The organism is Sinorhizobium prairiense, assembly GCF_029201645.2.
GTDB classification, from domain to species: domain Bacteria; phylum Pseudomonadota; class Alphaproteobacteria; order Rhizobiales; family Rhizobiaceae; genus Sinorhizobium; species Sinorhizobium meliloti_A.
This window is the reverse complement of sequence record NZ_CP104133.1, coordinates 1,081,487-1,107,930: the sequence shown is the minus strand read 5'-3', so window position 1 is coordinate 1,107,930 and position 26,444 is coordinate 1,081,487. Positions and strand designations below refer to the sequence as shown.

The following is a 26,444-nucleotide window of genomic DNA, read 5'->3' as shown; positions in this document are numbered from 1 at the left end:
GCCACAAGGACAAGTATGCACAGTACTAGCGGTTTGAACCGCTCCACAACGGAATGCCCAATTCTTCCGAAACGGGGGGATCCGCCGTGAAGATCGGGCGGCCCTGACTAATCAGCTTGGAAACGAGGACTTTATCCATCTGAACGTGAAGACGCGTCAAACCCGTTGCGTTGTAGACGTGACCGCTCGAGTTCGGGTTTATTCCCGTAATGATGACCGCGGGTGCTCCGTTGTAGAGGGCAAAAAGAACCGCGTTCATTCCGTTCGAGCACTTGGAATCAGCGTCGATCTCAAGGGACCGCAAGTCAGCCACACGATCCAGCAACGCCATTCGCTCGTATCGATCGACGATTTCCAGTCGATTGTATTTATAGTCGAACGCCCGCAAACCTTTCTCCAGGCGTGCGCGATCGTCCTTGCGCCAGAGAAATACGTAGAGCGTCCCTGTACGCTGCCCTTTCAGGACGCGCCTCACCTCGATCGCGTTGGGGGTGGTTCCTTCGATCTGGTTGAACATCATCATCGTGATGTCAGGCGCATCGACGCCCCACTTGCCGATGACCGATTGCGAGCCGTTCACGGTAATAATCTTGAAGCTCTCGTCCAATCCGGTCGGCCTATTGGACACAGGCGCGGATCCTACAACCACGACAGGGCTATCGAATCGAAACGGTGCGGCCGGCGGATCCGGCCGCATGATGCGGTATTTCAGAGTCCGGTATATGCGCTTACGCGCGTCGGAGATCCATGATCCCATTCGTCCTCACCCGAAAGCCGGTATCAGGAATTTCGATGCTGCTATGCCTTGGTTTTCTTCAGAAACTTCGGCTTCAACCGACGTAAAAGTTCGTCAATGGACCGAAACGCGCCTGTCAGAGAAATCAATTTATCCACTTGCGCATCGGTCTGGCTCAGACGCAGCGACAGGACTTCTGCGATCGTCGCGGAGATTTCGGCTGCGGGCAGCTCCGGGAAGCGGGAGGCAAGCGTCATGTAACTGTTGGCCGGCCTGGAGCCATGCATCGTCAGCTTGCCGACACGCGCGAAGAGGCGCAGGAAGACCTGCTCGAAAGTCCAGTCGTGGACGTTCACAACCCGCCACTTGTCGCTTCGCTTCGCCGAGAAACCTGCAAGAACGATTTCAGCCGGAAGCGACTGGTTTACGAGCCACAGGGCCATGGCGAAGCCGCTCGTGGCGACCTTGTCCTTCGGGTAAAAGTCTGCGCAGAAGCCGACCAGATCCAGGTGGCCGGTGGGCGTGTCCAGGTAATCCGCGCTTGTGTTCAGCCTCTCGATCTCCGCCAGTCGGATGTTCATGATGCCCAGGAACTTCTGGGACGCGAGCAGCTTGACGACGTCGGCGACCTCGTTTCGATATACAATGTTGGCGCCTCGTGGCTGAGCGCGCGATATCAGGAGGGAATTGCCGGAAAATTGTTTATCGAGGATTTTGTAAACCTTGTTGAAGAACACGAAGAGGGCCGTCCCAGGGTATTCCTCCTGGAGTTCCTTCACGCTTACCTCGTCACTGTTGGCAACGAGGACAACGTGTGAAAACCTGGAAAACAGGGCCCGCCATTGCTCAGGCGTCGCCAAATTCTCCGTCGCTCCCGAAGCGGGAAAGTCCATGCCTGCTCGTCCCAACCCTGGCGTGCTTTGAGCCCGCGGCCTCTCGATGTTGCCAAGCCTGGATTCCAAGTTCGGCTCCCACCCTCTATAAAGGCGATGTATTCGAAGTAGAAGCCACCGGCTCGATGTTTTTAAAACCAAGGGATGTAAATGTTCAAAATAAAGGCTGAGCGACATCTTACGAGAGAACTTGCGATCACTCCTCCGCCGGGCGACGGCGGCCGGCAAGGGATCGCGATCGTCGCCTGCGTGAAGAACGAAGCCAGCTACATCGAGGAATGGGTGCGTTTTCACCGAGGCGTCGGCGTTCGCCATTTCTGCCTCTACGATGACGGCTCGACCGATGGGACGTTCGATATCCTGCAACGGGTGTTGGCCCGCGAGGAACTGACCGTCGTGCCCTGGAAGATGCGTATGCGGGACGAAAGAAGCGGTGAGTTCCTGAACGGGCAGACGATCGCTTTCGCCCATGCGATCCTGAATTTTGGCAGCCGCTTCGGGCGTATGGCGTTCATCGACGTCGATGAGTTTCTCCTGCCGAAAAACGGGCGAACACTGGAGGAAGCCTTGCGGGGAGCAGGTGACTTTCCCAACATCTCGTTGCCTTGGCACATGTTCGGCCATAGCGGTCATGTTTCGCGACCGGCAGGGCCTGTATGCCTCAACTATAAGATGCGCGTCTCCGACCCCATGCGACAGAGCCTCGACGCAAGCAACTTCAAATGCATCGTCGATCCGGTCGAAGTCACGAAAGTGGGCGTGCATCATTTCGAAACAAGGTCCCACGGCGACAGCACGGCGAATGATTCGGGGAAAGTGACATCGCGACGAGGGCGGAAGGCTGCCGATTTTTACTCCGCCGAGTTCATTCAGCTCAATCACTATTATGCGAAATCGATGGAGGAGCTGAAGGAAAAGACGGAAAGAGGTTGGTCCTTCGACGGATCTGCAGAGAAATACCGGAACAAGGTCTCGGCCACGATCAAGTATATCGAAGCGAACGTTGTCGAAGACCGCAGCATGCTCGAATTCGTCGAAGAGAACGGGATCGATCTCGGCCGGTGATTCGAAGCGGCGCGCGGTGCGCGGGCGAAAGAAAACAAGCGTCACATCGGAGCTCAGCTTTGCAAGACAACGACGATAGAATGGTGAAAACGCCCAGCACGAACTGTGTGTGGGCTGTGGCGGAAAGCAAGGCGGGAACGCTTACACAGTGCCTCGGCGTTGGAAAGGAGTTCCATCACGAACCGGTGGTAAAACTGATCAGTCGGAACTCGCGGCCTGAGAAAACTATTCGAACCCAGACTGTTTCGCAAAAGGGAACCGCGTCCCGAGCTCGTGATCTCCTGCGGTTTTCGCGCTGAACCGGCGGTCCTCGACATCAAAGCGGCATATGGCGGCAAGCCTCTCACCGTCCATCTCCAACGCCCGCGCATCGAAGGATATGATCTCGTTTTCGTCTCTCGTCACGATTGGGTCGAGGAATTGGACCGGCGACCGAACTATCATTCGATGGTCGGAGTACCGCATCAGGTTACCTGGGCACGGCTCGCGCCTCTTAGGGACGCTGCGCGCAGACGATTGTCGCCAGACGGGCGGCCAATAGTTGCCGTCTTCGTAGGCGGCTCAAATGGCGCGTATGTTTACGACGACAGAACCCACCAAAACATAAAGGGCGCGATCGAACAATTGGAGAAACAGGGCTGGCGCATCGTTGTGTCGGTCTCACGCAGATCTGAAGACCACACGCAGCAGGCCCTGTCGACACTCAACAGCGAAAGCATCGCTGTTTGGGACAGGCGAAGCGAGAACCCCTACCTCGACTATATGGCGGCCGCCGACGCGTTCGTCATCGCAAAGGACTCGATCACGATGCCTTGCGAGGCCCTGGCGACGGGCAAGCCGGTCTTTACACTCGACTTAACCCCCGTCGCGGGTCCGCGGCTGGACAAGTTCGAGCGCTATCACCGGGACCTGCATGAAACTCTGCAGCTGACCCGGCCGTTCGAGGGAAGGATCGAACCCTACAGCTACGAACCACTGGATGAGACGCGCCGCATCGCCTCGGCAATCCGTTCCCAGCTCAACCGCCCGTGAATCCCTAAGTGGGGCCGCACGATTATTCGCGCCAGTGCTCCGCCACCCAAGGCGTCGGACGGATATAGTGTCGCAAGTACTGTAGCGGTCCTTTGTTCTTCCTTTGCTTCGCATCGAGGACTCCCGCTAGGTGTTTGAACGCCGTCTTGCGGGGACCCTTTGTACCGTATCGGCCATCTATCGCGTGCTGCGGGTGCAGACCGCGCGGAAAAATCACGACACGTGCATCATGTGGCAGGCGTGGCGCAAAGAAATAATTGAGCGGAAATGGCCAGCGGCAGTCCTGGCGAAAATGGAGAACCCATTTTCGTGGAAAGAACGTTATCCCACCAGGCGCCTTGCGGCTTACGAAGCGCTGCTCGTACCGGTACTCGTCGGCCACGCCCTGTGGGTCGGATCGGAACTTGTTCTGCAGCGGCACGAGTTTCCCAACGGGAAAGCGGAAGAGGGAAGTTTGCCCGAGACGCTCAAAGGGTGTGGTTTGGTTTCTCGACAGTATTATGTCATCCGCCTCCCCTATCTCGAAGAAAACATCCAGCGATGACACGATCACGAGATCCAGATCGAGAAAAAGCACCGGGCCCTTCAGATTTCCCAAGGTCGGCCCCCAGAGCCGCGCCTTGGGCCATATGCCTCTCGTGTTCGTCGGCATACTCTCCACGTCGAGTGGAGGTAAATCTTCGCAAAGTATTGCGGGGTTCAGACCTGCGCGATTATCGGTAAAGCACGTGAAGGTAAAAGGCGGCGTGATGTTGCGAGCAACCATCGCGTACAGCCTGTTAATAAAGGGAGCCCCATATTTTGTGCCCCAATTGATGCAGATGACTTGCTTGACGCCGCCACTTGCTGCCAAAACGCTTGTAGTCATTTGCTCCGTTCCCAGTTGCTGCACATGTCCTGCAGCCGTCGATCCTCAATCCGCTCGCAGGCGTGCCGAACTGGGCACAAAGAGTGAATAAGCGCGACCATCGTGACCCTATTACTTGCAAGCCGCGCCTTCGCCAAGGCGCTGGAAGCTCGAAATTCGCCAATACATCCACGCAGAAGTGACGAGCAGCTGCCGCGTCTGGTTCAATGTTTACAAGTGATTTCTCGCCGTCAACGCGCGCGTTGCACCAAATGGTACTGTCCAGTTTGTGGCTGGAAATCGACGTTGGAGTGTCCAATTTCAGCTCCGTCGAGTTCACCGGAAAGCCGCCTTGACGCTTTGGAGCAGCGGCTCGCGACCGGCTGTGGACCTGTTTAATGGCCGCTTTGGGGCACAGCGTTACCTGCAATCGGCCGCATTGCATTGATTTTCCTTTCCTTGGCTCGCCGGTTCTGGTTCTGGCCACCATCCTCAGGGGTGCACAGACAGAATTGTAGGGCACCCTTGACCTTGCCATCGTTGGAATCTCCACATTCACTCAAGTCAGATCAAAGGAGACTTTCGATGCATCACCTCATCGTAGAAGACATGACCTGCGGACATTGCGCCGCCACTGTCGAGAAGGCCGTCAAAGCCGCCGACGCCCAGGCCAAGGTGGTCGTCAATCTCGAGGCGAAAACCGCCTCGATCGAATCCGGGATCGGATCCGATGTATTCATCGCTGCGATTGAAGACGCTGGTTACCGGGCGTCCTTCAAGAAGTCCTGCTGCAGCCACGTCGATTGATCCAAGGCAACCGAAAACAATCGAAACGCAGCTGTGACGGAATTCAAAGCACGCCCAGTCCGCGCGGAAATTGCATCGGCTGGACGAGAGCGAGAGGGCGGCAGACCCGGAGGAGATCGCACGGACATGCTGCAAGGTTGGCGACCTGTAACGTTTGCCTTCCCTCTGGTCGAGAAGACTTCCGTCTGAGTGCCCTGAGATAATTGCATGGAATCACGAGCGCGTGGAAGAAAAAGGCCCACAACGGGAGCCTTGTCATGTGATTGGATTTTCGGTTTGATCGACACCGGCAACACAGGGGCAGCTCGATGACTTACCTCGAAGAAGAATCAGAACGCGGAATTCAGCTCCTCATGGCTGAATATGCGGTTAACCGGGAAGATGCCCTTCGTTTCATCGTTCGAGACTGGTTAGGCAGTCACGGTTATCTCGCCTTAACTGAAGATGAATCAGAACTCGGCAAAGACACCGCATTCGACGATACGGAGACGCTCGGCGGTGCCTAGAGCAGCGAGGCTGCTTTTCCCCGCCACTCCTGTATGTTGAGAAATGAAGCACCTGTCTCCCTCCAATCCGGAGCTTTATTTTCGTCTCCGCGGGAACACGCGTTGCCGGCATTTGGTAGCTGACCGGACGAAGGTAGATGAATCTTTCCATGCGCCTTGCACTTCTCAGCCTCGCCTGGGTGATGGTCGGGCTCGGCATCGCCGGAATCTTCCTCCCGTTGCTGCCGACGACGCCTTTCCTGCTCCTGGCAGTATGGTTGTTTTCACGCTCCTCGCCGCGCCTCGCGAAATGGCTGATGGACCATCCCTTGCTAGGGCCGCCGTTACGTGACTGGCGGGAAGAAGGCGCAATCTCACGTCGTGCCAAGATATCTGCAATTTTGCTGATGAGCTTGGCGCTCGTCTACTTGTGGGTTGCGCTCGAACCACCGGCAACCGTTTTGCTCGTGGTTGCGGGGATCATGCTCACATGCGGTGCCTTCATCGTGTCCCGTCCCGAACCGCCAAACAAGCGATGAGCTCAGCAGCATGCCCCCCGCGCTTACTTTTTTGAAACGTCGTTTTGTGGGCAATGCGCGCCGGCCGGCAGTGGTGAATGTGATCGCCTCTAAGGAACAAGTGCGGCAGCGCTCTTGACCCAGGAGAGAGGCCTAATTCACTCGACGCCCTAACACATTAGGCGTCGCGGAATACCTAGGAGGTCAGTCCGGGAATTCTTTGGGGACTTGGTGACTCGGTGTTGCTTTTGCCGCTCCCCCAACGAGACACGGTAATGACAGCATTTTACTGGACGTAAGGTTGTATTCTTGCTTGTGTGCGATCGCAGGCCTCTTTGAAGCTGCTTTAGCCATGCAGCCAATAGCGGACGAGATGTTGATCGGATCACTGCTTATGTTCATCCGTGCCGTTAATTTTCGCGACTCGCGATCGCCGTTCTTCGGTTTAAAATGCTCTTGCGCCGCAGGATTTACCCGGGCGTCCTGCGGAGGAGCTTCCGCTATTGCGCCCCTAGAGAGGAGATCGGTTAATGACCTCTCAGTTCCATGCAATCGATCCCAGGTTTCTCACTCCGAGCGATATCGAATTGTTGCAGAGCCTGTTCGACGAGGAGATCAAAGCCAGAAGAATGACCTATGATTGCCCTGAGGCGGCCGATCTGGCAGCCAGGCTGATAGAGGTTTATCAAAGGGGCGTCAGGAACAAGGCGAGCATACGCGAAATGCTCAAACCTGCAGCCTAGGGCGAACTAGGCTTCAAACGCAGTTAGGCCGCCCCTCGGCGCGTGTCGCCCTCCGAAGGCGGAATGAACACGACGGCCACACTTCTCGATCCACAGCGAGGACAGCGAAGGCGACTGGCGAGCATCGCCAGCGGAAAGTCCCTGCCCCGCGTCGCGACCAGCGTCAGCATGTCGAGATCATAAGTCCAAGTGCACTGGCGAACGGATTTCATGCCTTCGCGGTTACCGAATGCACATCGCGCTTTGACTTGCCAACCGAGGCTGAATGCATCGCCAATTGTCTCGACCATGGCGATGAGATAATGTAAGAACAAACGAAGAACAATCAACCGATGCTCGAACTCCCCAAAATTGGGGAGGCGACCACAGGAGGTCGTCCTTTGAGTGACGAACTGGGCGCGAAGCCTCACTACGATCTCGGGCCGTACGTCCACGACTGCGAGCATCCGGGCTGCGCCAGATGGGGCAGCTTTGGCTTCGCCGTCGATCGGGCGGAGCCGCACTGGTTCTGCTCTGAGCATCAGCCGGAATGGAAGTCGCGCCATGAGGCACAGCCCCGGCGTTGACTTGGAACCCGACACCCGCGGGGCCTATCCGGACGGTATAGGGTATCTGCGGCTCGCGGAGCGAAGAACAGATCCTCGGCGCACGCTGCGCAGCGAGTGATTTTCGCATTTGGGTGAACCGAAGGGAAATGGCGGGCGGCCAGGTTCAGCAGCCAGAGCACCCTTGAAGAATTGCGGCCGAAGCTCAGCTGTTCACAGCGCCCAATTGCATGACCGATTTTGCGAGCAGGCGTATCGGACCGTGGTTACCGGCCAAGTCCTCCGCAGTTCGTGACGTACGGCGCAAGCGGTCCAGCCCGCTTGCGCCTAAAGATGCCTATGGCGTTGATCTTGTTCAGACCGCCTGATGCAATCTAATATTGAACATAGGACCGCGACTGTAGCGGTCGAGCGCCTTTGCACCGGCGAGAACACCCAGATCGATCAGAGGCTCCAGCAGGATAACGCCCATATAGGCAACACCGAAGGAGCTGACGGCGGCGAGGTTTTCGACGCTGAATCCGTGGCCATACAGGGCCCAGAAGGCTACCCAAGCAACAATACCACTCTGATAGGCCGTGGAAAGCGCCAAAGCTTGCCCGTATTTCAGGTCCACATACGCGGTCCGGGCCGGAATGATCCGCTCGGCGAACAGACTGACCGCCCAAAGGGGCACCAGCAATGTTGTTACGTTCATGCCATATTGCGGCAAATCAAAGGGTGCAAAGAAAAGCCCTTGAAGAAGCAGCCCGGCTGCAAGGCCGATCGCGGCGGCGCCTGCACCAAACAGTAGAAGTAGGGTTGATCCGAGGATAAGGTGGACTTCCGAGACGCCTACAGGATGGTGCGGCAGAACTTCGAAAAAGCAGAAGACCAAAGCCGTTGTGACGACACTGCGCAACGCGAGCGTGCCCGCACCACCGTCGTTGCGAATACTGTCAGTCGCCAACTTGGCGGTGAGCCCGAAAGCCCCTGCGGCAGTGGCATAACTCAACAAAATTTTGGCGCCGTCCACGACGCCTGGTTCGATATGCATGTGCTCTCCTTTCCGCACCCACCGTGCGGCATGGCAGTTGTTGAGGCGTATCGCCCAAATCTGATGGCAGGTCTCCTGGCTTGCGGGTCGTAGCTTGGTCCGCCTTATCAGCCGATCCACGGCCAATGGCATCTCTGGACTTTGCTCGCCGCTCACAGTTGCGGGGGCAGCCACGGTTTTGGCCCCTGAGGGGTCGTCCTCACCGTATTCCCTTTTCATCCGCCTTCCCTCCAGTCGGGCGGAACCATCATCTGAACTGTTATGCTCGCGCCGGCCAAAACACAATGAAGAATGTTCGAAAGCCATTGCTGTCAAAGGTCCCACATTTGTCCACTGGACTATCCGTTCTCCACCTTGCGCCGAAAGATGATCACGCTCTGCTCAAGTCCGAAAAGAAGTGCAAGAGCCTAGAAGCGGCGGCAAAAGCCTAAGTGCGCGAGCATCAGAAATTCTCCGGCATCGTCTGAACATTTCAAATCACGGCCACTCGATTGCCGGCAGCTCTTCGACGCTCGGCTGCGGTCGCTCGCCGGCTAGAACCTTCACCAGTTCGGCCGTAGAATAGGTCCACACGACCGAGCGCCAGGCGAAGAGCGCGTCTGGCGAGATCGGTGCAGATTCAAGCGGGCTAAGCCGCACTGGTTAATGGCGGCCGGCGCTCGTCCGGCCTAAACTGACATTGGTCGCTCCAGCCCCTCGCAGGCGGCCGGGAGGCTCGTCACCGGCCGCAGCCCTTGACGGGCCTCGCCATTGATCCACATTGATGGAAATGGGACTGAGACATGGACGATAGCGAACCGAAATGCGCCGGCCGAAACGAGCCGGCTTCTGGCCTCTCGGATATCGCGGCGCACTGCGCGGCTTCAAATTTGATGGACTTTGCAGCGCAGCTCGCAGGCCTAGCCGAGGACCTCAAAGCTCTAGCAGCAAGGCCTATCAAGCCCATACCGGCGTTGGCCGAGCCCGACGATCAGCATGATGGCGAATTCCCCGGCATCATCTAAAAAATCGAGCGCAAGACAGCAACGCGGCAACAAGCACTTGCATGGTAGCCCTCATCCCCGAACATGAGCTCAGCGGTTCCTATAGGCAACCTGTCATAGGGGTGCTGCGTCGGGCCCGAAGTGACGAAGTAAGATTGGCGGATACATCCAGCGTCACGTTATCGACGGTAAGATCTGGGGTGGTGACGCCGAATTATTAAATTATGTCCGATCATACTCGACCGAAGGCGACCGGCTGACGGCCGCTGTAACCACAAGCCGCCATACGACGCACAACGGCATCACGTCGGTTTTCGGCGCCGATAAGGTCACCATAAAATCCCGACGGCGGCGTTTCCGAAGTCAGCATCTTGGCCAAAGGGAAGTCGCCGCAAGCACCTGGCATCAACTTCACTGCGGATCTTTCTCCCGTCAGCTACTAATCGCAGCCAGCACGATACGGCAATAAGTATTACTTAGTTATTTCTTGCTTTATTAGACTTAAGTAGCATAGGCTAACCTCCTTGGCTTTGGGAGGAGCTAGATGGTAGAGCGCGTTGAAGCCGATAAGATTTCTAATCAAACTACTACTAAGGTATGGAACATACACGCTTTTTGCCGGCGGCAACGCTTGCCTCAAGAGGAGGAGAAGCGCTTGACCAGCCTTTTTGGCGATTTCGCGGAGGCTTCGGAGTTGCTTCACAATGCCAAACGCGCGCCGAGGTGGCGGTACTGAGTTGCCGATCACGCCGGGCTGATCCTTCCACAGCCGTTTCGTATCCTTGCCGGTGACACGAATGGTCCCGCCACGGCCGTTGACCGGGAAGCCGGTGTTTGGATTGCTGAGCGACCGGAGGAAGCGCATGCGCTCATCGCAGGCACGGATGAACGTGCTGACGCCGCCCTCGAATTTCCGCACGGCCGCAAGCGTCTGCTCGCCGATATGGCCGTCCTCGCGGGCGCCGACGACCTTCTGCAGTGACTTCACCGCGCGCGCCGGTCCGGAGTTCACGGCGAAGTCGAAGATGGCCTAATCCAGCCCGGGCGGAAGGAGATCCCCGCCGCACTGTAGCCAGAACGAACGCTGGTAGATGTCGACGGCCTTCTCGCGGCTCATCCCCTTCACCTGGTCGGCCGGCACTGACTTCAGCCCGCGGTGCGCCGCCGGCGTTCTATGCGTTACGCCATATTTGGTCGGACCGCCGCGGTCCCTGCTGCGATTCGAATAGCCGCTCTCATCCCCGAACACGAGTTCGAGGGCGACGGGAAGCGTTTCCCGAGCCATATTTCACCTTCGATTATGGGAAATGGGGGAAGGGATTCCGCTCCCGTGGAATCCGAAGTTTTGTGGCTAAGCACCTGTTACTAAAAGTTGTTTTTTTATAGTCGTGGAACTACTTCTCTGCTGCCGCGTTGATGATCACTGCTTTTTTAGGTTCGCGGGAGTGACAATGGATGCGCAGAAAACAGGAATGACCCGGTTGCTTTTAGCGGCGCCTGAGTTGCGCGATAATGTTTGGATGACTCAAGATGTCGCGTTTCTTAAGCTCTGCGCTGTCTACGAGGACGCTTGTCTGCGTCGGGACGTGCTTCGATGCTCATCCCAGAAAGACGACCACGCTCTGCTCAAATCCGAGAGGAAGTGCAAGAGCTTGGAGGCTGCCACGCTAGCCTATGTTCGCGAGCATCAGAAATTCTCTGGCATAGTGTGAACGCGGGGTCAGAGTAACCTCGTGACCATCAGCACCCCGACAAGAGCGACTGAGGCGAACGCCGCGATCCATTCTATGATCTTGACGCGTTCGGCAGGACGCATCGTAATCCTCCTTTGCCGCGCCCCTGGTACGCAAACGTTCCTCGAAGAGGAACGTTGCATCACGACCATTCGAATGCCGGCAGCTCCGCGATGAACTCTTCTACGCTCGGGCCGGGAAGCGGTGGCACGTTCGTCAGGAGAGCCGAGCGCAACCAAGCGCCGCTGCAGAGACTGCACCGTCGTGTTCATCGTATCTGTCCTTCGGGAGTTTTAGCGGTCGGCCGCCGCCGCCCGCCCACATGGCGTCGATCTGCTCGTCGGCGAGTCCGAGCGTAGCGCCCACCAGGGCATTAAGCGGGTGCGTGCGCTTGTATTCACCACCAGCCCAGGCCGAATGTGGCGAATCCCATCTCTGACGAAGACACGGAACGCATCGCTGGCCGCCTTCATCAATTCGCCGAAAGTCGGACGAATCTCTTGTTTGTTGTCGTCTGCAGAGTCGCGCCAGTTGCCGCGCTGGGAAGCGCTGCCGCGAACGCCTGCGCGAGATCAGCATGGTTGCCAAAAGCCATCTCAGCGAAGGGAGCTTGCCGTTGTGGCGAGGCTGGCGAGGTTTGCGGGCGGCAGGCCCTTGGGCCTCTGGGAGTCGTTGGTGTATCCGGCGGCGTGCGGACGTTGCCGGCCGGTCGCAGTTTGCCGGCAACGAATTCATTTCCGGCCTATCGGTACCGGAGGTCCGGAAAGTTGAATCGTCTTTCGACGAGGGTTGGCCAGAGCGCTTCGTGGATGTTCCGGATGCGCCCGCGAACCCTTGCGCGGAGCGCTTGGACGTCTCAAACCATCCCCCAAGATCTCATTCGACCTGCTCTTCGCCTAAATTGCCGAAAAATCATCGCCGGAGTATCGGTCACCCGAGGAGCTCAAGTACCTCGGGGAAACGCGGATGACTACGGATCAAGTCGAGATCCGAGTCGAATTTCACCCACCTCTTTGTTTCATGGGTGGCCCCCGGGAGAAGCTCGACTAGCAAGTCGATCGCCCGATCAGGTTCGCCCTGGAGCGAGTAAAAGCAGGCCACATTATATTTGGCCAGGCGATCGTCGGGATCGATCGCCAAAGCTCGTCCCGCCCATTCCTTCGCGCGATCAAGCTCACCAAGTGCCGCAAGCCCCACAGCCCCCAAATAGGCGGGTCTTGGATTTTCCGGGCGCATCATGAGCTCACGTTCGGCGCGCGCGACGCCTTCCCGCGCCGCGGTATTCATTTCCTGCTCGCGCCCGAGCGAGCGGAGAACGTTAATGAGCACAAGTAAGGCCTGATAATCGTCAGGTTTGATGTCTGCGGCGCGCTGGAAAAGCCTTGCCGCTTCGTCCAGTTTACCCTGGGTGAAGCAAGCGCGGGCATAGAAATAATGGGCCTCAAACAGATCGGGATCGAGGGCGATGGCCTGATCGAACTCCGCCATCGCTTCCGAATGTCGCTCGCGAAGCGACAGGGCGAGGCCGAGTGAAGCGTGCGCTTCTGCGAGACCGCTCTCAAGATCCAGCGCCTTTGCGCTGGTGGCCAAAATGCCGTCGATCGACACGTCAGCGTTGTAGTGTAGGAAGAGGAAGGAGTCGCAATCAGCAATTCCGGCGTAGGCCCGTGCATAAAGCGGGTCGAGTGCGACCGCCATGGCGAACATACGCTTCGCCAGAACGTAATGCGACTTTGAGTGCCAGTGCAGAAATTGCCGCCCCCTAAGGTAATACGCATAGGCCTCGAAGTTCCCGGTGGGCACTCGACCGATGTCCTTCTTTTCCTCTGGAAGCAGCTTGACCTTCAAGTGGTCTACAATGGTATGGGTGATCTCGTCTTGAAGAGCGAAGATTTCGGTGAGATCCCAGTCGTAGCGATCGGCCCAGAGATGACCACCGCCCTTGCCCTCGACGAGTTGCGCGGTGACGCGCACACGAGAGCCGACCCTCCGTACGCTTCCTTCTAGGATATAGCCCACCCTGAGATCCTGGCTCACCTGCTGCACCTTCACCGGCTTATTCTTGTAGGTATATGCCGTATTGCGGGCGACAACGAACAGGCCGGAGATTTTCGACAGGTCGGTGATGATGTCCTCCGTGATCCCGTCGCTGAAATATTCTTGCTCAGGGTCGCCGCTTATATTGTTGAAGGGCAGCACCGCGATGGACGGCTTCTCGATCTCCCAAGAGTCTTGGCTGCCTGGATCCGAGCCGACCGTTTTTTGAGCCGCCGGGAAATCCAGAGAAATGCTGTAGGCGCGCACTGGCCGGTCGATGTTCTTGAGCGCCTGCTCGCCCATGTCCTCAAATCGAAGATCCAGCCTGTTGCCGACGTTATCTCGCACGGCCGCAGATACGGCGATACCGCCCGGCGCCGCAATTTTTTCGAGGCGCACAGCCACGTTGACACCGTCCCCGAAAATGTCGTCGCTTTCAACGATCACGTCGCCAAGATTGATGCCCATGCGAAGCTCGATCCGGCTTGGCCGCGGCACATCCGCATTGCGCTCTAGCATACACCGCTGGACCGTGGCAGCGCAGGTGACTGCATTCACGACGCTTGGAAACTCCGCCAGAAATCCATCGCCGGTGAGCTTGACGATACGCCCCTCATACTCGGCGATCTTGGGGTCGATTAGGTCCTTTCGGTGCGATTTCCATGCCGCATGAGTACCTGCCTCATCCCGGGCCATGAGGCGGCTATAGGTCACTACGTCTGCGGCAAGGATGGCCGTCAGACGTCTGTGCACGGTCGGATCGTCCATGTGACCACCCAGTTTTCGTGTACTGCCACGCTCGGGGTGCCATGTCCCAGGCCAGAGGCAATTATACTCCAGCGGCTAATGAATGTCTCTGCCAGGCGAGGCGAAAACGATCTAACCTGCGCTTCGCTCGATCCGAGCCGCGCAACGGAAATCCCGTGCGACTCCTTAGCTGCCGGCGCCTTGCACGCAGTGGTAGCCGGCTGGAACGATTGAGAGGGAACTCGGTTAGGCCCCGAAAGAACAGGAATATCAACATGGACGAAACATGGGATGAATGCGTGATCGTCGAGGTTCCCAATCTCGATGGTGTCCAGATCGTGTGGTCGCCCACGTTTGCAGCTCGCCTGCTTAGCGAAAACTGGCCGAAGATGGACGGAATTACATACGCCGCTGCTTTGAACGCCTGCACAGATGCGATGCTCGGCGCCGCCCCTGCCGCGCCGGCACGAGACGCTTTCCTAGCAGCGATCGAAGAGGCGAAGCTCAAGACCTTCAGCTGAGGTTACGCGGGCCTACCCTTTGCAGACGAGCTGCGACGGCACTGATCATGGCGACACAGCTTGACTTCGGCCCTCGACCAGGGCTCAAGCGTTCCGATCTTGGAGCCGTGGTCAACCTTCACGCACTCCTGGCTTCAGCCTCTCGATGTTGGCGACGTCGCTCTATGCTGCCTGCGCATCATTAAAGGGTCGCACTCCACGTCGTAATCACGCGTCTTCGCGGCTGCTGTAAACGATCGAGCGAATGATTGATGTGCGCAGGGCGCACCAAGCGATCGAAGGACAGACAAAGCCAAGCGGCCATAATTCGCACGGCTGCATCGGCAGCTTCCGAGGTCTCAATCACACGTCTGCCGAACGGATCGTTGAGCCTGCCACATGCACATCACATGCAAATGCCAAGAATGTCTGCAACTCGAATTCCGCTGACTGGATCAGCCGGCGCGGACCGTGGCCTTGCCTTCCTCCACCAGCCGTGTCGCCGCGTCTTCAATCGATATCCGCTCGAAGGCGAGCTCGTCGGCAATCGGGCGCAGCACGCGCTGGTCGAATTCGGTCGATCCGAGCGGCGCCGGCGACGGATAGCCGCCCACCTGATGCTTGAGGGCATTGATGTATTTCACCGTTTCCGTCTCCGTCGGGTTGAGCGAGGGCAGGATGGCCTCGCGAACCGTCGGCGACATGGGTACGCCGCGCTCGACTCCGAGGATCTTGCCGGCCTCGACATCATTGACGAAGAAGTTGATGAATTTGGCTGCCTCTTCCCCGTTTTCCGTCGACGCGCCGATGCTCCAGATCAGCGCCGGGCGATAGTAATGGCCGGAGGGGCCGCCCTTTTCGGCACGTGGCAGCATGCCGATGCCGAGCTTGCTTTTCATGATGAGCTGGTAGCCGACCATCTGGTTGGAATAGGCCATGCCCATCGCCGAGTAGCCGAGCGCCAGGCAATTGGTGTCGATCGTGTTCTGGTCGAGCGTCTGGATATCGGCGCCGACGGTGCCGCCGCGCTTGCGCAGTTCCTCCCAATAGGCATACCACTCCTTCGCCTCCTCGGCGCCGAATCCAAGGCCGGTATCGGTGTAGAGGCTGCTGCCACGCTGGCGGAGCCAGGCGTCGAAAACATAGGCATAGCGGGCTCCATAGGGCCCGCCCCGGACATTCTTCTTGCCGGCCGCCTTGGTCATCTCGACGGCGATGTCGGCATACTCCGCCCAGGTAGTGTCGATCCCGGGCGGCGCGATGCCGGCTTTGGCGAAGGCATCGGCGTCGTAGAACAGCGCGAAGGAATTGAGACCGAGGCCGATGCCCCAGAGCTTTCCGTCCACCGTGGTCAGCTTCAGCACGTCCTTGCCGAAGGCGTCGACGTCGAGCGCCGAAGAGATGAAGGGATCGAGCGCCATGCAGGCGCCGCGCTTGGAATAATCGGAAATCGTGCTGGGCTCGAGCTGGAAGATATCGGCAATGGCGCGGCCGGCCATCTGCGTGGCGAGCTTCGTCCAGTACCCGTCTCCGCTCAAGCTCTCACCGACGATCCTGATATCCGGGTTCTTCTCCTCGAAAAGCTTGGCGACCGCCAACGTCCGTTTCGAGCGGTCGTTCGATCCCCACCACATCGCGCGCAACTGCACGCTTTCGGCGGCAAAGCCGGAACGGGAACCGAGGGCGATACCCGTCGCCGCGCCAGCCGCGCCGACCATGAAACCGCGTCTGTTGATTAGCATGCCAGTCCTCCCCTGTGCTGCCCTGCCCGGCGCTCTCCTCCGGCGCCTGCAGGTTTCGATCAGCGCAAGAGCTTATGCAAAAATCGTCCATGCGCAATATTTCTTTTCGGTCTTGCAAATTTGCGTTAATTGCGCAATGTTTGCACCATGATCGAAAGACGCTCCAGAAGACTCCGCCAAGCCGACATTGCCGCACAAGCAGGCGTTTCCGTCTCCACCGTCTCACGCGTCCTCGCGAATGAGCCCGGCATCAGCGAGGATGTCCGGGTGCAGATCCTCAAGGTCGCCAACGACCTCGGCTACCCTCTCAAAGCCGGTGCCGCGGCAGGCCCTCGCACGCTGGCGCTGATCGCAAGCAACGGCGTTACCGGCAATCTGAGCGCATTTTACCAGGGCATTGTCGATGGCCTGCGCTCCGAGGCGGCCGAGCAGGGCATGTCCTTCGACATCCGCCTCGTGAACGAGGCGAAGGCGACGCCGCAAGCCGTTGGCGGACATATGCAATCGGTCGGTGCGCAAGGGCTTTTCCTGGTCGGCATAGATCCCTGCGAGACTCTTGCGGAATGGCTTGTGGAAACCCGGACCCCCATCGTCCTCGTCAACGGCGTCGATCCGCAATTGCGCTTCGACGGTGTCTCGCCACCGAACTTCTTCGGCGCCTTCGCGGCGACGCGGATGCTCCTGGACGCCGGCCACCGGCGTATCCTCCACCTGACCGGATCGCATCGACATACGATCCGCGAGCGCGTGCGCGGCTTCGAAGCGGCCGTCGCCTCCGTGGATGGCGGCGATGCGCGTATCATCCGCCTGCCGTTCGCGAACAACTCCAGCGCCGAAGCCCACGCGGCAACGCTCGCCGCTCTTGCCGAGGACGAGGGTTTCACCGCGGCTTTCTGCATGAACGACTTCATCGCAGTGGGCGTTCTCGAGGCGGTGACCGAACTCGGCCGGCGCGTACCGGACGATTTCGCGATCATCGGTTTCGACGATCTGCCCTGCGCCGACATGGCCAATCCGCGCCTATCGACGATGCGCGTCGACCGCGCAGCGCTCGGCCGCGAAGCGGTCTCTATGATGCAGTTTCGCTTCCGCCATCCGGACGTGCCCGCCCGGCATGTCACTCACGCCGTCGTCCCGGTGCCCGGCGGCACAATTGCCACGAAAGACACCCCATGACCTATGATCCCGCCAGCGCCAACCCGCTTGCCGGAAATCCGCTCGAGACACGCGGCGACATGCAGCGCGCGCTGCTCGATCTCTTCGATCCGCTGGTCCCCTGTTTCTCCAGAAGAAATGCGCGGGTCCGTCTCGACGCCGCCGCGGCTCATTTCGACCGGGCCGCTGCCGATCTGGAAGGCTTTGCGCGGCCTCTCTGGGGGCTTGCTCCCTTTGCCGCAGGCGGCGGAAGTTTCGCGCATTGGGACCGTTATGCGGAAGGGATCGCCAACGGCACCGACCCTGAACATCCGGAATATTGGGGACAAGTGAACGGCCGGGACCAGCGCATGGTGGAGCTTGCCGCCCTCGGCTTCGCCCTGGCGCTGGCGCCGGAGAAACTGTGGGATCCCTTGAGCGGGCGTGAAAGAGACAATCTCGTCTCTTATCTCCTCCATGCCCGCAAGTTCGACTACGCCGACAACAACTGGAAGTTCTTTCGGGTTTTCGTCGACATCGCTCTCGATCGCCTCGGCATCGAGCACGATCGCAGCCTGACAAAGGCCTATCTCGCCGAACTGGACGGCTTCTATATCGGGGACGGCTGGTATCGCGACGGCAATGTGCGGCGCGTCGACCACTACATCGCCTTTGCCATGCACTTCTACGGGCTGATCTATGCGCGCCTCGTCGAAGACGACCATGCGGAACGATATCGCGAGCGGGCGGTCGCCTTCGCCCGGGATTTCCGCCACTGGTTCGCCGAAGATGGAGCGACCCTCCCCTTCGGCCGTAGTCTCACCTATCGCTTCGCCTGCGCCGGCTTCTGGGCAGCACTGGCCTTTGCCGACCTCGAGGCGCTGCCCTGGGGCGAGATCAAGGGGCTCTGCCTCCGCCACCTCAGATGGTGGGCAGACAAGCCGATAGCGGATCGGGACGGCGTTCTCTCCATCGGCTACGGCTATCCGAACCTCCTGATGTCGGAAAACTACAATTCGGCCGGTTCGCCCTATTGGGCCTTCAAGGCCTTCCTGCCGCTTGGCGTCGGCGAAGACCATCCCTTCTGGACGAGCGCGGAAGAACCGCTGCGGCCACTGGCCGGACCGGTTGCCCTTCGCCATCCGGGCATGGTCATGATGCCGGTCGGAGGGGACGTGGTGGCGCTTTCCTCCGGCCAGGAAAACCGCCAGATGCGTTTCGGCTCGGAGAAATATGCGAAATTCGCCTATTCGACGCGATACGCCTTCAGCGTCGAGAGCGACGAACGGGCATTTGCCGGCGGCGCCTTCGATTCGATGCTGGCATTCAGCGACGACGGCATTCATTACCGGGTGCGCGAGGCCAATGAGGTGGTGCGGCTTGCGGACGATGTGCTGTTTTCCAAATGGTCCCCCTGGCCGGACGTCGATGTCGAAACCTGGCTTGTTCCCGCTTCGCCCTGGCACGTGCGCGTGCACCGGATCACGACGCCCCGGCCCTTGCAGACTGCTGAAGGCGGCTTCGCCATTCCCCGACGGGATTTCGAGGCCGACACGCTCGCCGCCGCGGAAGGGACGGCCCACGCAATCGGCGCGGAAGATTTCAGCGGGATCCGCGATCTCGGCTCGACCGTCCCGCGCGAAGGCCTGGTCCAGAAGGCGCCGCCCAACACCAATCTGATTGCCGCAAAGACACTGGTGCCGCAGTTGCGGGCCAAAATCCTTAGCGGGGAAACGATATTCGCCTGCGCCGTGCTCGCAGCCCGCAACACTTCCGCCGTCGCCGAAGACTGGTCCAACCCGCCGGCGATGCCCGATATGGAGGCGCTCGACGCCCTCAGGGCGGAAGGCTTGACCGTCAGCGCCATGCAAGCGCCCGGTTCGATGCCATGACCCTCCCGACCGTCGTCTTTGCGATGCAGCCGGAAAGGACGCGTCATGTTCTGACGCCGGAGCTTTTCGCGCGGCTCGGCGCCTTCGCCCGAATACCGGATCAGCGCCCGGTGACGGAGTTCGCCGATGAGCGGTCGCAGCGATTGCTGGCGGAGGCAGAGGTCCTGGTGACCGGCTGGGGCGCGCCGTTCATCGATGCGGCCGTCCTCGCCCGGGCGCCGCGCCTTCGCCTCATCGTCCATGCCGCCGGCACGATCAAGGGACTCGTCGGCGAGAGCGTGTTCGATGCTGGGGTCAAGGTCAGCCACGCGGCGGAGGCCAATGCCGTGCCGGTCGCCGAGTTTACCCTCGCAGCGATTATTTTCGCGGGCAAGCAGGTGTTCCGCTTCCGCGATGTCTATGCGGCCGACCGCGGGCGCGAGCGCACCCAGATTCTTCAGGGCGAAGCGATCGGAAATCATCGCCGTACCGTGGGGATCGTCGGGGCGTCGCGGATCGGGCGCCGCGTGATCGATCTGCTGTATCTCCTCGACTATCGATTGCTGCTCTATGATCCGCTGGTCAGCGACGCCGAAGCCATGGCTCTCAAGGCGGAGAAGGTTGATCTCGATACGTTGATGGCCCGGTCCGATATCGTGTCGCTGCATGCGCCGCTGCTGCCCGAAACCCGGCACATGATCGACAACCGCCAACTCGCCCGCATGAAGGACGGCGCGACGCTGATCAACACGGCGCGCGGCGCGTTGGTGGATGAGGCGGCACTCGTCGAAAAGCTGCAGTCGGGCGCGATCAATGCCGTGATCGACGTTACCGACCCCGAAATTCCGGAGGAAAACTCACCGCTTTACGATCTCCCGAACGTATTTCTGACGCCGCATATTGCGGGCGCCATCGGTTTGGAACGCACGCGCCTCGGGGAAATGGCGGTCGATGAAGTGGCGCGGTTCCTCGAAGGCAGCCCGCTCCTGTTCGAAGTCCACAAGCGGGATCTGGGGCACATGGCATGAACGCTTTCGAACCGGCTCTCTGCACGGTCACCTTCCGCAAGCTGCCCGCCGGCGAAATCGTCGAGCTCGCAGCGAAGGCGCGGCTCGCCGCCGTCGAATGGGCGGCAGACGCCCATGTCCCTCCGGGCGACACGGCCACCGCCCGCACGGTCCGGCGCCTGTGCGAAAGCGCGGGCCTCAAGACCTCCTACGGCTCCTATGTCTCGCCGCCGTCAGACGACTTTTCCGCCCTCGAGCCCGCACTGGCAACGGCGGTCGCGCTTGGTGCCTCCAACATCCGCATCTGGCCGGGCACGCGTCAGCGCGATTCGAGGGATTACAGCGCCCGTGAACGGCGCGCCGCGGCGGATGCGATCCGCGAAATGGCCGCTGAAGCCGCCCGGCATGGCGTCACGGTCTCGCTGGAATATCACCCACAGACCCTGACGGACGAGACCGGGTCGGCGCTCAGCCTGATCGAGGCGGTCGCGCACCCGAATGTCTATCTCTACTGGCAGCCGCGGCCCGGGCTCCCGCTCGATGAGGCCCTCTCGGAGATCGCTCGCATCGGCGAGCACATTTCGCATGTCCATGTCTTCGCCTGGGATTGCGACCGCAACCGCTTCCCGCTGGCATCCGCCGCCGACTACTGGCGAGCCGTGCTGGCCGCCATGCCGTCGTCGCGCTGGACGGGCCGGCGTTTTGCCATGCTTGAATTCGTGGCGGGAGACGATCCGGCGGCGTTTCTGGCGGATGCGGCGACACTGAGACAAATCCTGAAGATGGAGTTTCCGCCAGGCGCCTCTGCCATTTCAGACGAAGAATGACTGCTTTTTCGACGGCCATCTGTGTGGCGCCGTAGCTTGAAGCGACGAAGTGCCAATCCACCCCTTCACGTATCCGAGGCCTTCCACGGGCCAAAAGGTTTTCTGAAGCCGGCTGTGGACGCCATTCATGCGGCGGCGGCCCCACAAACACAGCCGCGATTTTGCTCTTGGGCATCAGCGCGACCACCACCACTGTCTTTTTCTGTGCGGCCGTTGGCGAGGCGGAAAAATGACCTTGCGCACTGGATCGACCTCGTCGCTCCACACCAGTTCGAACCCAATCCCGCAAAGTTCCATGGCGTTGATTTGCTCGATGAAACCAGCCTGCATATACAGGTTGGATGCGCGGTATGGCAGCTTGAAGATGAGGGAATTCCCGATAACCTCCTGGTGAAACACATAACGCTCGATGTTCAGTATGTCGCCGTCGTCGAAGCGTATGATTTCCGAACGACCTTCATCCAATGCGTCCAGAACAGTCGTTGCGTTGAACAGCTCCAATCCATCGCCGCCCTTCAGGGGCAAGAACTCGCCGTATGGACTCATGATGTCGCGCAGGCCGTTTGCAGCGTCGGAGCGAAGAATGAGGACATGCGACCCATCCCAGGGAAAATCAGAATATCCCCGCAAGGTACCCTCATCACCCTCAGTGAGGAGGTCCATGCGGATAGGCACCCAATGGTGTTGGCACTGTCCGCGAAGGTCCGACAGTACATGATTATCCTCGAGAACCTTCGGGAGGGCCCATTCCTGCCCGTCGGCGAGGATTAACTCATAAATTCTCATCATATCACCGCTAGATGTTAAGCAGTTCATTAGCAGAATACGATCATGGCGCCGCGCGCGCGGCAATTGAAATTCCATTCGAATGTAGGAAGCAGGGTATGGTCGCAGCTACGCGGCCCAATCAGGACCGATCTGTTTTCCAGCCCTGATTATCCGAACTGGCGCCGTCATTATTCGACATAGAACAAATGCCGCGCCGGCGGGAGGCGCCGGAGCGGCCTCGCTCAGTACAGCGATTCGACCTTGGCCGCGATCGCGTGTCCAAGCGCAATGTTCGTCTCGGCGGAAAAGTGAATGCCGTCCACGCCATCGGTCGAGACGTAGTCTCCGGCCGCCAGGAACTCGACTTTCATGAAGTCGGCGAGCGCCTTGTAGAGCTTTGAGAGCTCCTTCGACTTTTCATAGCCGCCGCCGAACATGCCCTCGAACCATGGATCCGGCATCGGCGAGAGCGGCGGCGGGGCCACGACCAGAACCCGCGGCGCCGGATAGGGCGTGCCAATGCCGCCGGCAGACGTCAGCACCTGGCCGACGAGCTTGCCCATGCCGTTGGCGATCTCGTAGGGCGTGCGGTGGAAATAGGACTTTGTGTCGTTCGTGCCGAGCATGATGATGACGAGATCGAGCGGCAGATGACTGGCAAGCGCCATCGGCAGGTAGGCGCTACCGTTCAGCCGCGGATCGTTTGGATCGTCGAGGCTGGTGGTGCGGGCGCTGAGCCCTTCCTCGATGACGTGGTAATTTTCGCCGAGCTTTGCGGCCATAGCACCGGTCCACCGCTGTTCGTAGGGATAGCGTAGCGTCGGCGCGGATTCCTTCACCGGAATCCAGCCCCAAGTCAGCGAGTCCCAAAACACAAAATTGAGCGCTTGTCCGCCATGTCGACCTCCATTGAACGTTTGATTGCTATTTGTCGGCGCGCAGGCCGTAGAAGACGGCTGCGAGTAGAATGATCAGGCCCTGGGCCACGAGCTTGCCCGCCTCGCCGACGCCGAACATCGTCATGACAACGAAGAGGAAGGCGAAACAGAGCACCCCAAAGAACGGCCCCCAGACGCCGCCTTCTCCACGCCCGAAGACCACGCCGCCGAGAATGGTGGCGGCGACCGAAAGGATCGGCAGATCGAGACCGACCCGCACGCTGCCGACGGCGATGGACGCCGTCTGGACAAGCGCGGCGATCGCGGCCATCAGGCCGGAGACTGTATGGGCGAGGATCACCGTGCGCTCTACCGGCACGCCCGAAAAATGGGCCGCCGGCATGCTCTCGCCGACGGCGGTGACAAAGCGGCCGAAGACAGACTGCGAGAGGAGCAGCGCCATGAGCGCGGTGAGCACGATCCAGAAGAGGACGGGACTCGGCAGACCGGCAAAACGAGTATTGAACATTTCGCCGAAGAACGTCGGGACGTCGCCCGGCGGCTTACCACTCGAGAGATATTGCACGAGGCCGACGAGAACGATGCTGAGTGCCAGCGTGACGATGACAGCCGAAACGCGGCGCTTGGCGACCATCAGGCCGTTGAAGAAGCCGATGGCAAGTCCCAGGCCGATGGCGAGCAGAACGAAGAAGGCGAACGAGGCGCCGGCGAACATGCCGGAGGAAATGCAGTAATTGATAAGCAGGATAACGCCGCCGCCGGAGAGATCGATCGATTTCACGCGCATTACCAGAAGCTGCCCGAGGACAAGGATGCCAAGCGGCACGACCTGACGCACAAAGACGCCGAGCACGTTCGCATTGAGCATCTGCGGGCGCGAGACGAACAGTATCACCAGCAGAACCACAAGCAGGTAATAGGACGGCGGGACCTTGATGATCCGGCGGACAAGGGTCGAGTTGACGAGAGCCGACATGGTTCAAAGTCCCATCTTCTTGCGCGACTGCAGCGCCACGACGGCCATGAGCAGGATCCCCTTGATCGCCGTCTGGACGAAGGGTGTGACGTTGAGCAGGTTCATGCCGTTGGAGAGAAGAGCGAGCACGGCGACGCCGATGACGGTGCCATGCAGGCTGCCTACGCCGCCGGAAAGCTGCGTGCCTCCAATCGCGACCGCCGTGATGGCATCGAGCTCCATGAGCAGGCCGACATTCGGATCACCCGAGACGATGCGCCCGGCCAGAAAAATGCCGGCAAGTGCTGCAAAGAGCGCGCAGATCACGTAGGCCAGCAGTATGTTGCGATTGGCGGGGATGCCGAAATTGCGCGCCGCATCAGCCGAACCGGAGGCGACCCCACCGCCGATCGCGAAGAGATGCAGTCCGTAGCGCGAACCGTAGAGCAGCTTCCAGGCAAGCAGAATTGTGACGATGCCCCAAAAGAACGGCAGCGGAATGCCGGCGATTGCCCCCTCCACCATCCAGCGCACGCCCTCCGGCACGGAACCGCCCGAGACCGGCCGGAGAACGCGCGTGATTCCGAGCACGACATATTGCATGGAGAGCGTCGCCACGATGGGATGCACGTTCAGCCGCGTGACGCAGTAACCATTCGTCGCGCCGATAAGTCCGGCAAGGACAAAGACGCCGGGAATAGTGACATAGCCCGGCAGGTCGAGCGCGACGATCGCCGTGGTGAAGCTGACGACCGAACCCATGGACAGGTCCAGCCCGCCGATGAGCACGACGAACATCTGCCCGACTGCCGTGATGAGGAGTGGCATGCCTTGGGCGACAAGGTTCGCGAGGTTGCTCCACTGGCCGAACTGGTCGGTCGTCGTGGCGAGCCAGAGGGCCATAGCCACGGCGATGATGAGCGCGAACAGCCACAGGCCTTGCCTATTGGCGCGGCGGCTAGGCAATTTTTCGAGAATGGAGGGGGAAGAAGGGTCATCGGGCGTTCCGTCATGCGCTGAGGGCCGCGTCGAGAATGCTGTGCTCGGTCGCTTCGGCGGCCCGCATTTCCGACACGACGGTATTGCCGTGGATCACATAAAGGCGATCGCAGAGGCCAATTAGCTCGAGCGTCTCGCGCGAAAGCACGAGCACCGCGCCGCCCGCTTTCGCGAAGTCACGCAGGATCTTGTAGATTTCAGACTTGGCGCCGACATCGACGCCACGCGTCGGCTCCTCGATGAGGAGCAGGTCGGCATCGGTCGCAAGATAACGTCCGAGCAAAACTTTCTGCTGGTTGCCGCCGGAGAGCGATGCGACAGAAGCGGCCGGACCGGCTGCCTTGACATTGAGCTTGCTCATCGTAGCGGCAATCACCTCGCCGTAGCGCTTTGCGACCTCTATCGCAGGCCGGCCGGCATGCAACGCCATGGCGATGTTCTGGCCTGCTCCCAGGCCGAGAAAGAGCCCTTCATCCTTACGGTCCTCCGGCACGAAGGCGCCTCCCAGCGCCTGCCAGCGCCGCACGCCGCTTTCCTTCGGCAGCGGCAACCGTTTGTCTTTGCCACGTCGCGTAAGCGTGCCCTCGACCGGCGCGAATTGCCCGACAAGCGCCCGCAGGATCTTCTGCTGCCCCTGCCCTTCGAGGCCGGCAAGGCCGATGATCTCGCCCTTGCGAACGGAAAGCGAAAACGGCTTGGCATCGGGCTCCAGGCGGAGGCCGCAAATCGAGAGCGCCACCTCACCCGCCGCTCCGTCACGCTCGGGAAAAAGATCCTCCAGTTCGCGGCCGACCATCATCTCGATCAGCGAGCCCTGCGTCATCTCGGACAGCGGCTGCGTGCCGACCAGTTGCCCGTCCTTCAACACCGTCACGACGTCACAGATAGCGAAGATCTCGTCCATCCGGTGCGAGATGTAGACGATGGCCTTGCCTTTATCGCGCAGCGCCCGGATGTGCCGGTTGAGGACTTCGACGTCGGCGGCGTTAAGCGCCGCCGTAGGCTCGTCGAGAATGAAGACGCCTGCGTCCGCGTCGATGCCATGGGCGATCTCGACGAACTGCCGCTGCGCGATGGAGAGTTCGGAAACCAGGGTATCCGGATCGAGATCGAGGCCGAGACGGGCGAGCGCGACCTTCGTCTCCTGGCGCATGCGTCGCCGGTCGATCCCGCCGAAGCGGCCGGCAGGTTCACGGCCGAGGAACATGTTTTCCGCGATCGTCATGTTGGGCAGCAACGACAATTCCTGGAACACTGTTGAGATGCCGGCTTCCAGCGCGGCGCGCGGATTGGCGAAGCTGACCATGCGGCCGTTTCGTCGAATATCGCCGCCATCCGGTTGGTATACGCCGGCAAGAATCTTCATCAGCGTCGACTTGCCGGCGCCGTTCTCGCCCATCAGGGCATGCACGGTTCCGGGGGCCAGCGCCAAAGACACGTCCCTGAGCGCGACGCTCCCGCCGAACGCCTTCGATATCCGCGACATTTCAATGAGGTGCGACATTGGATCCCCCGCAACCGCGACCGAGGCAGAC

26 protein-coding genes, 2 pseudogenes and 1 riboswitch are annotated in these 26,444 nt (G+C 59.9%); of the genes and pseudogenes, 16 read left to right on the top strand and 12 right to left on the bottom strand.

What is annotated here, in order from left to right; genetic code table 11:
* Window positions 1–25: 25 nt before the first annotated feature.
* Window positions 26–757, bottom strand: a complete 732-nt coding sequence (locus N0Q91_RS28495) for a membrane-anchored protein (RefSeq protein WP_275598866.1) — start codon at window positions 755–757, stop codon at window positions 26–28.
* A gap of 41 nt (window positions 758–798) precedes the next feature.
* Window positions 799–1,629: a 3-deoxy-manno-octulosonate cytidylyltransferase gene (locus N0Q91_RS28490; RefSeq protein WP_275598865.1), complete on the bottom strand. Its 831-nt coding sequence runs from the start codon at window positions 1,627–1,629 to the stop codon at window positions 799–801.
* A 150-nt stretch (window positions 1,630–1,779) separates the two neighbouring features.
* On the opposite strand from N0Q91_RS28490, the gene N0Q91_RS28485 reads away from it, so the two are divergent.
* Together N0Q91_RS28485 and N0Q91_RS28480 are read left to right on the top strand one after the other, a co-directional pair.
* Window positions 1,780–2,694, top strand: a complete 915-nt coding sequence (locus N0Q91_RS28485) for a glycosyltransferase family 92 protein (protein ID WP_275598864.1) — start codon at window positions 1,780–1,782, stop codon at window positions 2,692–2,694.
* Between the two features lie 59 nt (window positions 2,695–2,753).
* Window positions 2,754–3,726, top strand: a pseudogene (locus N0Q91_RS28480) (mitochondrial fission ELM1 family protein).
* 22 nt (window positions 3,727–3,748) lie between these two features.
* On the opposite strand, the gene N0Q91_RS28475 reads toward N0Q91_RS28480, so the two are convergent.
* Window positions 3,749–4,594 carry a glycosyl transferase gene (locus tag N0Q91_RS28475; protein ID WP_275598863.1) on the bottom strand — a complete coding sequence of 282 codons (846 nt, stop codon included), beginning with the start codon at window positions 4,592–4,594 and terminating at the stop codon, window positions 3,749–3,751.
* A gap of 564 nt (window positions 4,595–5,158) precedes the next feature.
* Here N0Q91_RS28475 and N0Q91_RS28470 point away from each other — a divergent pair.
* From N0Q91_RS28470 to N0Q91_RS28450, 5 genes are all read left to right on the top strand, one after another.
* Window positions 5,159–5,380 carry a heavy-metal-associated domain-containing protein gene (locus tag N0Q91_RS28470; protein WP_275598862.1) on the top strand — a complete coding sequence of 74 codons (222 nt, stop codon included), beginning with the start codon at window positions 5,159–5,161 and terminating at the stop codon, window positions 5,378–5,380.
* A 308-nt stretch (window positions 5,381–5,688) separates the two neighbouring features.
* The gene (locus N0Q91_RS28465) at window positions 5,689–5,886 is read left to right on the top strand and encodes a hypothetical protein (RefSeq protein ID WP_275598861.1); all 198 of its coding nucleotides are present in this window, start codon (window positions 5,689–5,691) and stop codon (window positions 5,884–5,886) included.
* Between the two features lie 137 nt (window positions 5,887–6,023).
* Window positions 6,024–6,404: a YbaN family protein gene (locus N0Q91_RS28460; protein WP_275598860.1), complete on the top strand. Its 381-nt coding sequence runs from the start codon at window positions 6,024–6,026 to the stop codon at window positions 6,402–6,404.
* 509 nt (window positions 6,405–6,913) lie between these two features.
* Entirely contained in the window at window positions 6,914–7,126 is a 213-nt protein-coding gene (locus N0Q91_RS28455) for a hypothetical protein (protein ID WP_275598859.1), read from the top strand.
* A 380-nt stretch (window positions 7,127–7,506) separates the two neighbouring features.
* The gene (locus tag N0Q91_RS28450) at window positions 7,507–7,692 is read left to right on the top strand and encodes an EsV-1-7 cysteine-rich motif-containing protein (protein ID WP_275598858.1); all 186 of its coding nucleotides are present in this window, start codon (window positions 7,507–7,509) and stop codon (window positions 7,690–7,692) included.
* A gap of 334 nt (window positions 7,693–8,026) precedes the next feature.
* Here the strand turns inward: N0Q91_RS28450 and N0Q91_RS28445 are convergent, their stop codons facing one another.
* Entirely contained in the window at window positions 8,027–8,707 is a 681-nt protein-coding gene (locus N0Q91_RS28445) for an energy-coupling factor ABC transporter permease (RefSeq protein ID WP_275598857.1), read from the bottom strand.
* Between the two features lie 48 nt (window positions 8,708–8,755).
* Window positions 8,756–8,971, bottom strand: a riboswitch (cobalamin riboswitch).
* A 518-nt stretch (window positions 8,972–9,489) separates the two neighbouring features.
* Here N0Q91_RS28445 and N0Q91_RS28440 point away from each other — a divergent pair.
* The 3 genes from N0Q91_RS28440 (at window position 9,490) to N0Q91_RS28430 (ending at window position 10,724) form a co-directional block, all read left to right on the top strand.
* Window positions 9,490–9,711, top strand: a complete 222-nt coding sequence (locus tag N0Q91_RS28440) for a hypothetical protein (RefSeq protein ID WP_275598856.1) — start codon at window positions 9,490–9,492, stop codon at window positions 9,709–9,711.
* 523 nt (window positions 9,712–10,234) lie between these two features.
* Complete coding sequence (locus tag N0Q91_RS28435) at window positions 10,235–10,426, top strand: hypothetical protein (RefSeq protein ID WP_275598855.1); 192 nt, start codon at window positions 10,235–10,237, stop codon at window positions 10,424–10,426.
* A 127-nt stretch (window positions 10,427–10,553) separates the two neighbouring features.
* Window positions 10,554–10,724 (top strand): hypothetical protein, encoded by a 171-nt coding sequence (locus tag N0Q91_RS28430; RefSeq protein WP_275598854.1) that lies wholly within the window; start codon window positions 10,554–10,556, stop codon window positions 10,722–10,724.
* Here the strand turns inward: N0Q91_RS28430 and N0Q91_RS28425 are convergent.
* Window positions 10,721–10,975, bottom strand: a complete 255-nt coding sequence (locus N0Q91_RS28425; protein ID WP_275598853.1) for a glycosyl hydrolase 108 family protein — start codon at window positions 10,973–10,975, stop codon at window positions 10,721–10,723. The genes N0Q91_RS28430 and N0Q91_RS28425 overlap by 4 nt on opposite strands.
* A 166-nt stretch (window positions 10,976–11,141) precedes the next feature.
* On the opposite strand from N0Q91_RS28425, the gene N0Q91_RS28420 reads away from it, so the two are divergent.
* Complete coding sequence (locus tag N0Q91_RS28420) at window positions 11,142–11,402, top strand: hypothetical protein (RefSeq protein WP_275598852.1); 261 nt, start codon at window positions 11,142–11,144, stop codon at window positions 11,400–11,402.
* A 951-nt stretch (window positions 11,403–12,353) separates the two neighbouring features.
* Here the strand turns inward: N0Q91_RS28420 and N0Q91_RS28415 are convergent.
* A complete protein-coding gene (locus N0Q91_RS28415; protein WP_275598851.1) occupies window positions 12,354–14,228 on the bottom strand; it encodes an adenylate/guanylate cyclase domain-containing protein in 1,875 nt (624 codons plus the stop codon).
* A 254-nt stretch (window positions 14,229–14,482) separates the two neighbouring features.
* Between N0Q91_RS28415 and N0Q91_RS28410 the strand changes: the two genes are divergently transcribed.
* A complete protein-coding gene (locus tag N0Q91_RS28410) occupies window positions 14,483–14,728 on the top strand; it encodes a DUF982 domain-containing protein (RefSeq protein WP_248446360.1) in 246 nt (81 codons plus the stop codon).
* 434 nt (window positions 14,729–15,162) lie between these two features.
* On the opposite strand, the gene N0Q91_RS28405 is transcribed toward N0Q91_RS28410, so the two are convergent.
* The gene (locus N0Q91_RS28405) at window positions 15,163–16,449 is read right to left on the bottom strand and encodes an ABC transporter substrate-binding protein (RefSeq protein ID WP_275598850.1); all 1,287 of its coding nucleotides are present in this window, start codon (window positions 16,447–16,449) and stop codon (window positions 15,163–15,165) included.
* 147 nt (window positions 16,450–16,596) lie between these two features.
* Between N0Q91_RS28405 and N0Q91_RS28400 the strand changes: the two genes are divergently transcribed.
* Genes N0Q91_RS28400 through N0Q91_RS28385 form a run of 4 tightly spaced genes read left to right on the top strand, consistent with a single transcriptional unit; the run spans window position 16,597 to window position 21,288 of the window.
* The gene (locus tag N0Q91_RS28400) at window positions 16,597–17,625 is read left to right on the top strand and encodes a LacI family DNA-binding transcriptional regulator (protein ID WP_275598849.1); all 1,029 of its coding nucleotides are present in this window, start codon (window positions 16,597–16,599) and stop codon (window positions 17,623–17,625) included.
* Entirely contained in the window at window positions 17,622–19,475 is a 1,854-nt protein-coding gene (locus N0Q91_RS28395) for a DUF2264 domain-containing protein (RefSeq protein WP_275598848.1), read from the top strand. Before N0Q91_RS28400 ends, N0Q91_RS28395 begins: the two co-directional genes overlap by 4 nt.
* A complete protein-coding gene (locus N0Q91_RS28390) occupies window positions 19,472–20,482 on the top strand; it encodes a hydroxyacid dehydrogenase (protein WP_275598847.1) in 1,011 nt (336 codons plus the stop codon). Before N0Q91_RS28395 ends, N0Q91_RS28390 begins: the two co-directional genes overlap by 4 nt.
* A complete protein-coding gene (locus tag N0Q91_RS28385) occupies window positions 20,479–21,288 on the top strand; it encodes a sugar phosphate isomerase/epimerase family protein (protein WP_275598846.1) in 810 nt (269 codons plus the stop codon). Before N0Q91_RS28390 ends, N0Q91_RS28385 begins: the two co-directional genes overlap by 4 nt.
* Before the next feature lie 174 nt (window positions 21,289–21,462).
* On the opposite strand, the gene N0Q91_RS28380 is transcribed toward N0Q91_RS28385, so the two are convergent.
* From N0Q91_RS28380 to N0Q91_RS28360, 5 genes and pseudogenes are all read right to left on the bottom strand, one after another.
* Complete coding sequence (locus N0Q91_RS28380) at window positions 21,463–22,074, bottom strand: imm11 family protein (RefSeq protein WP_275598845.1); 612 nt, start codon at window positions 22,072–22,074, stop codon at window positions 21,463–21,465.
* 224 nt (window positions 22,075–22,298) lie between these two features.
* Window positions 22,299–22,954 (bottom strand): annotated as a pseudogene (locus N0Q91_RS28375) (SGNH/GDSL hydrolase family protein).
* A gap of 26 nt (window positions 22,955–22,980) precedes the next feature.
* Window positions 22,981–23,931, bottom strand: a complete 951-nt coding sequence (locus N0Q91_RS28370) for an ABC transporter permease (RefSeq protein ID WP_275598843.1) — start codon at window positions 23,929–23,931, stop codon at window positions 22,981–22,983.
* A 3-nt stretch (window positions 23,932–23,934) separates the two neighbouring features.
* The gene (locus tag N0Q91_RS28365; protein WP_275598842.1) at window positions 23,935–24,876 is read right to left on the bottom strand and encodes an ABC transporter permease; all 942 of its coding nucleotides are present in this window, start codon (window positions 24,874–24,876) and stop codon (window positions 23,935–23,937) included.
* 43 nt (window positions 24,877–24,919) lie between these two features.
* The gene (locus N0Q91_RS28360; protein WP_275598841.1) at window positions 24,920–26,413 is read right to left on the bottom strand and encodes a sugar ABC transporter ATP-binding protein; all 1,494 of its coding nucleotides are present in this window, start codon (window positions 26,411–26,413) and stop codon (window positions 24,920–24,922) included.
* Window positions 26,414–26,444: the final 31 nt, after the last annotated feature.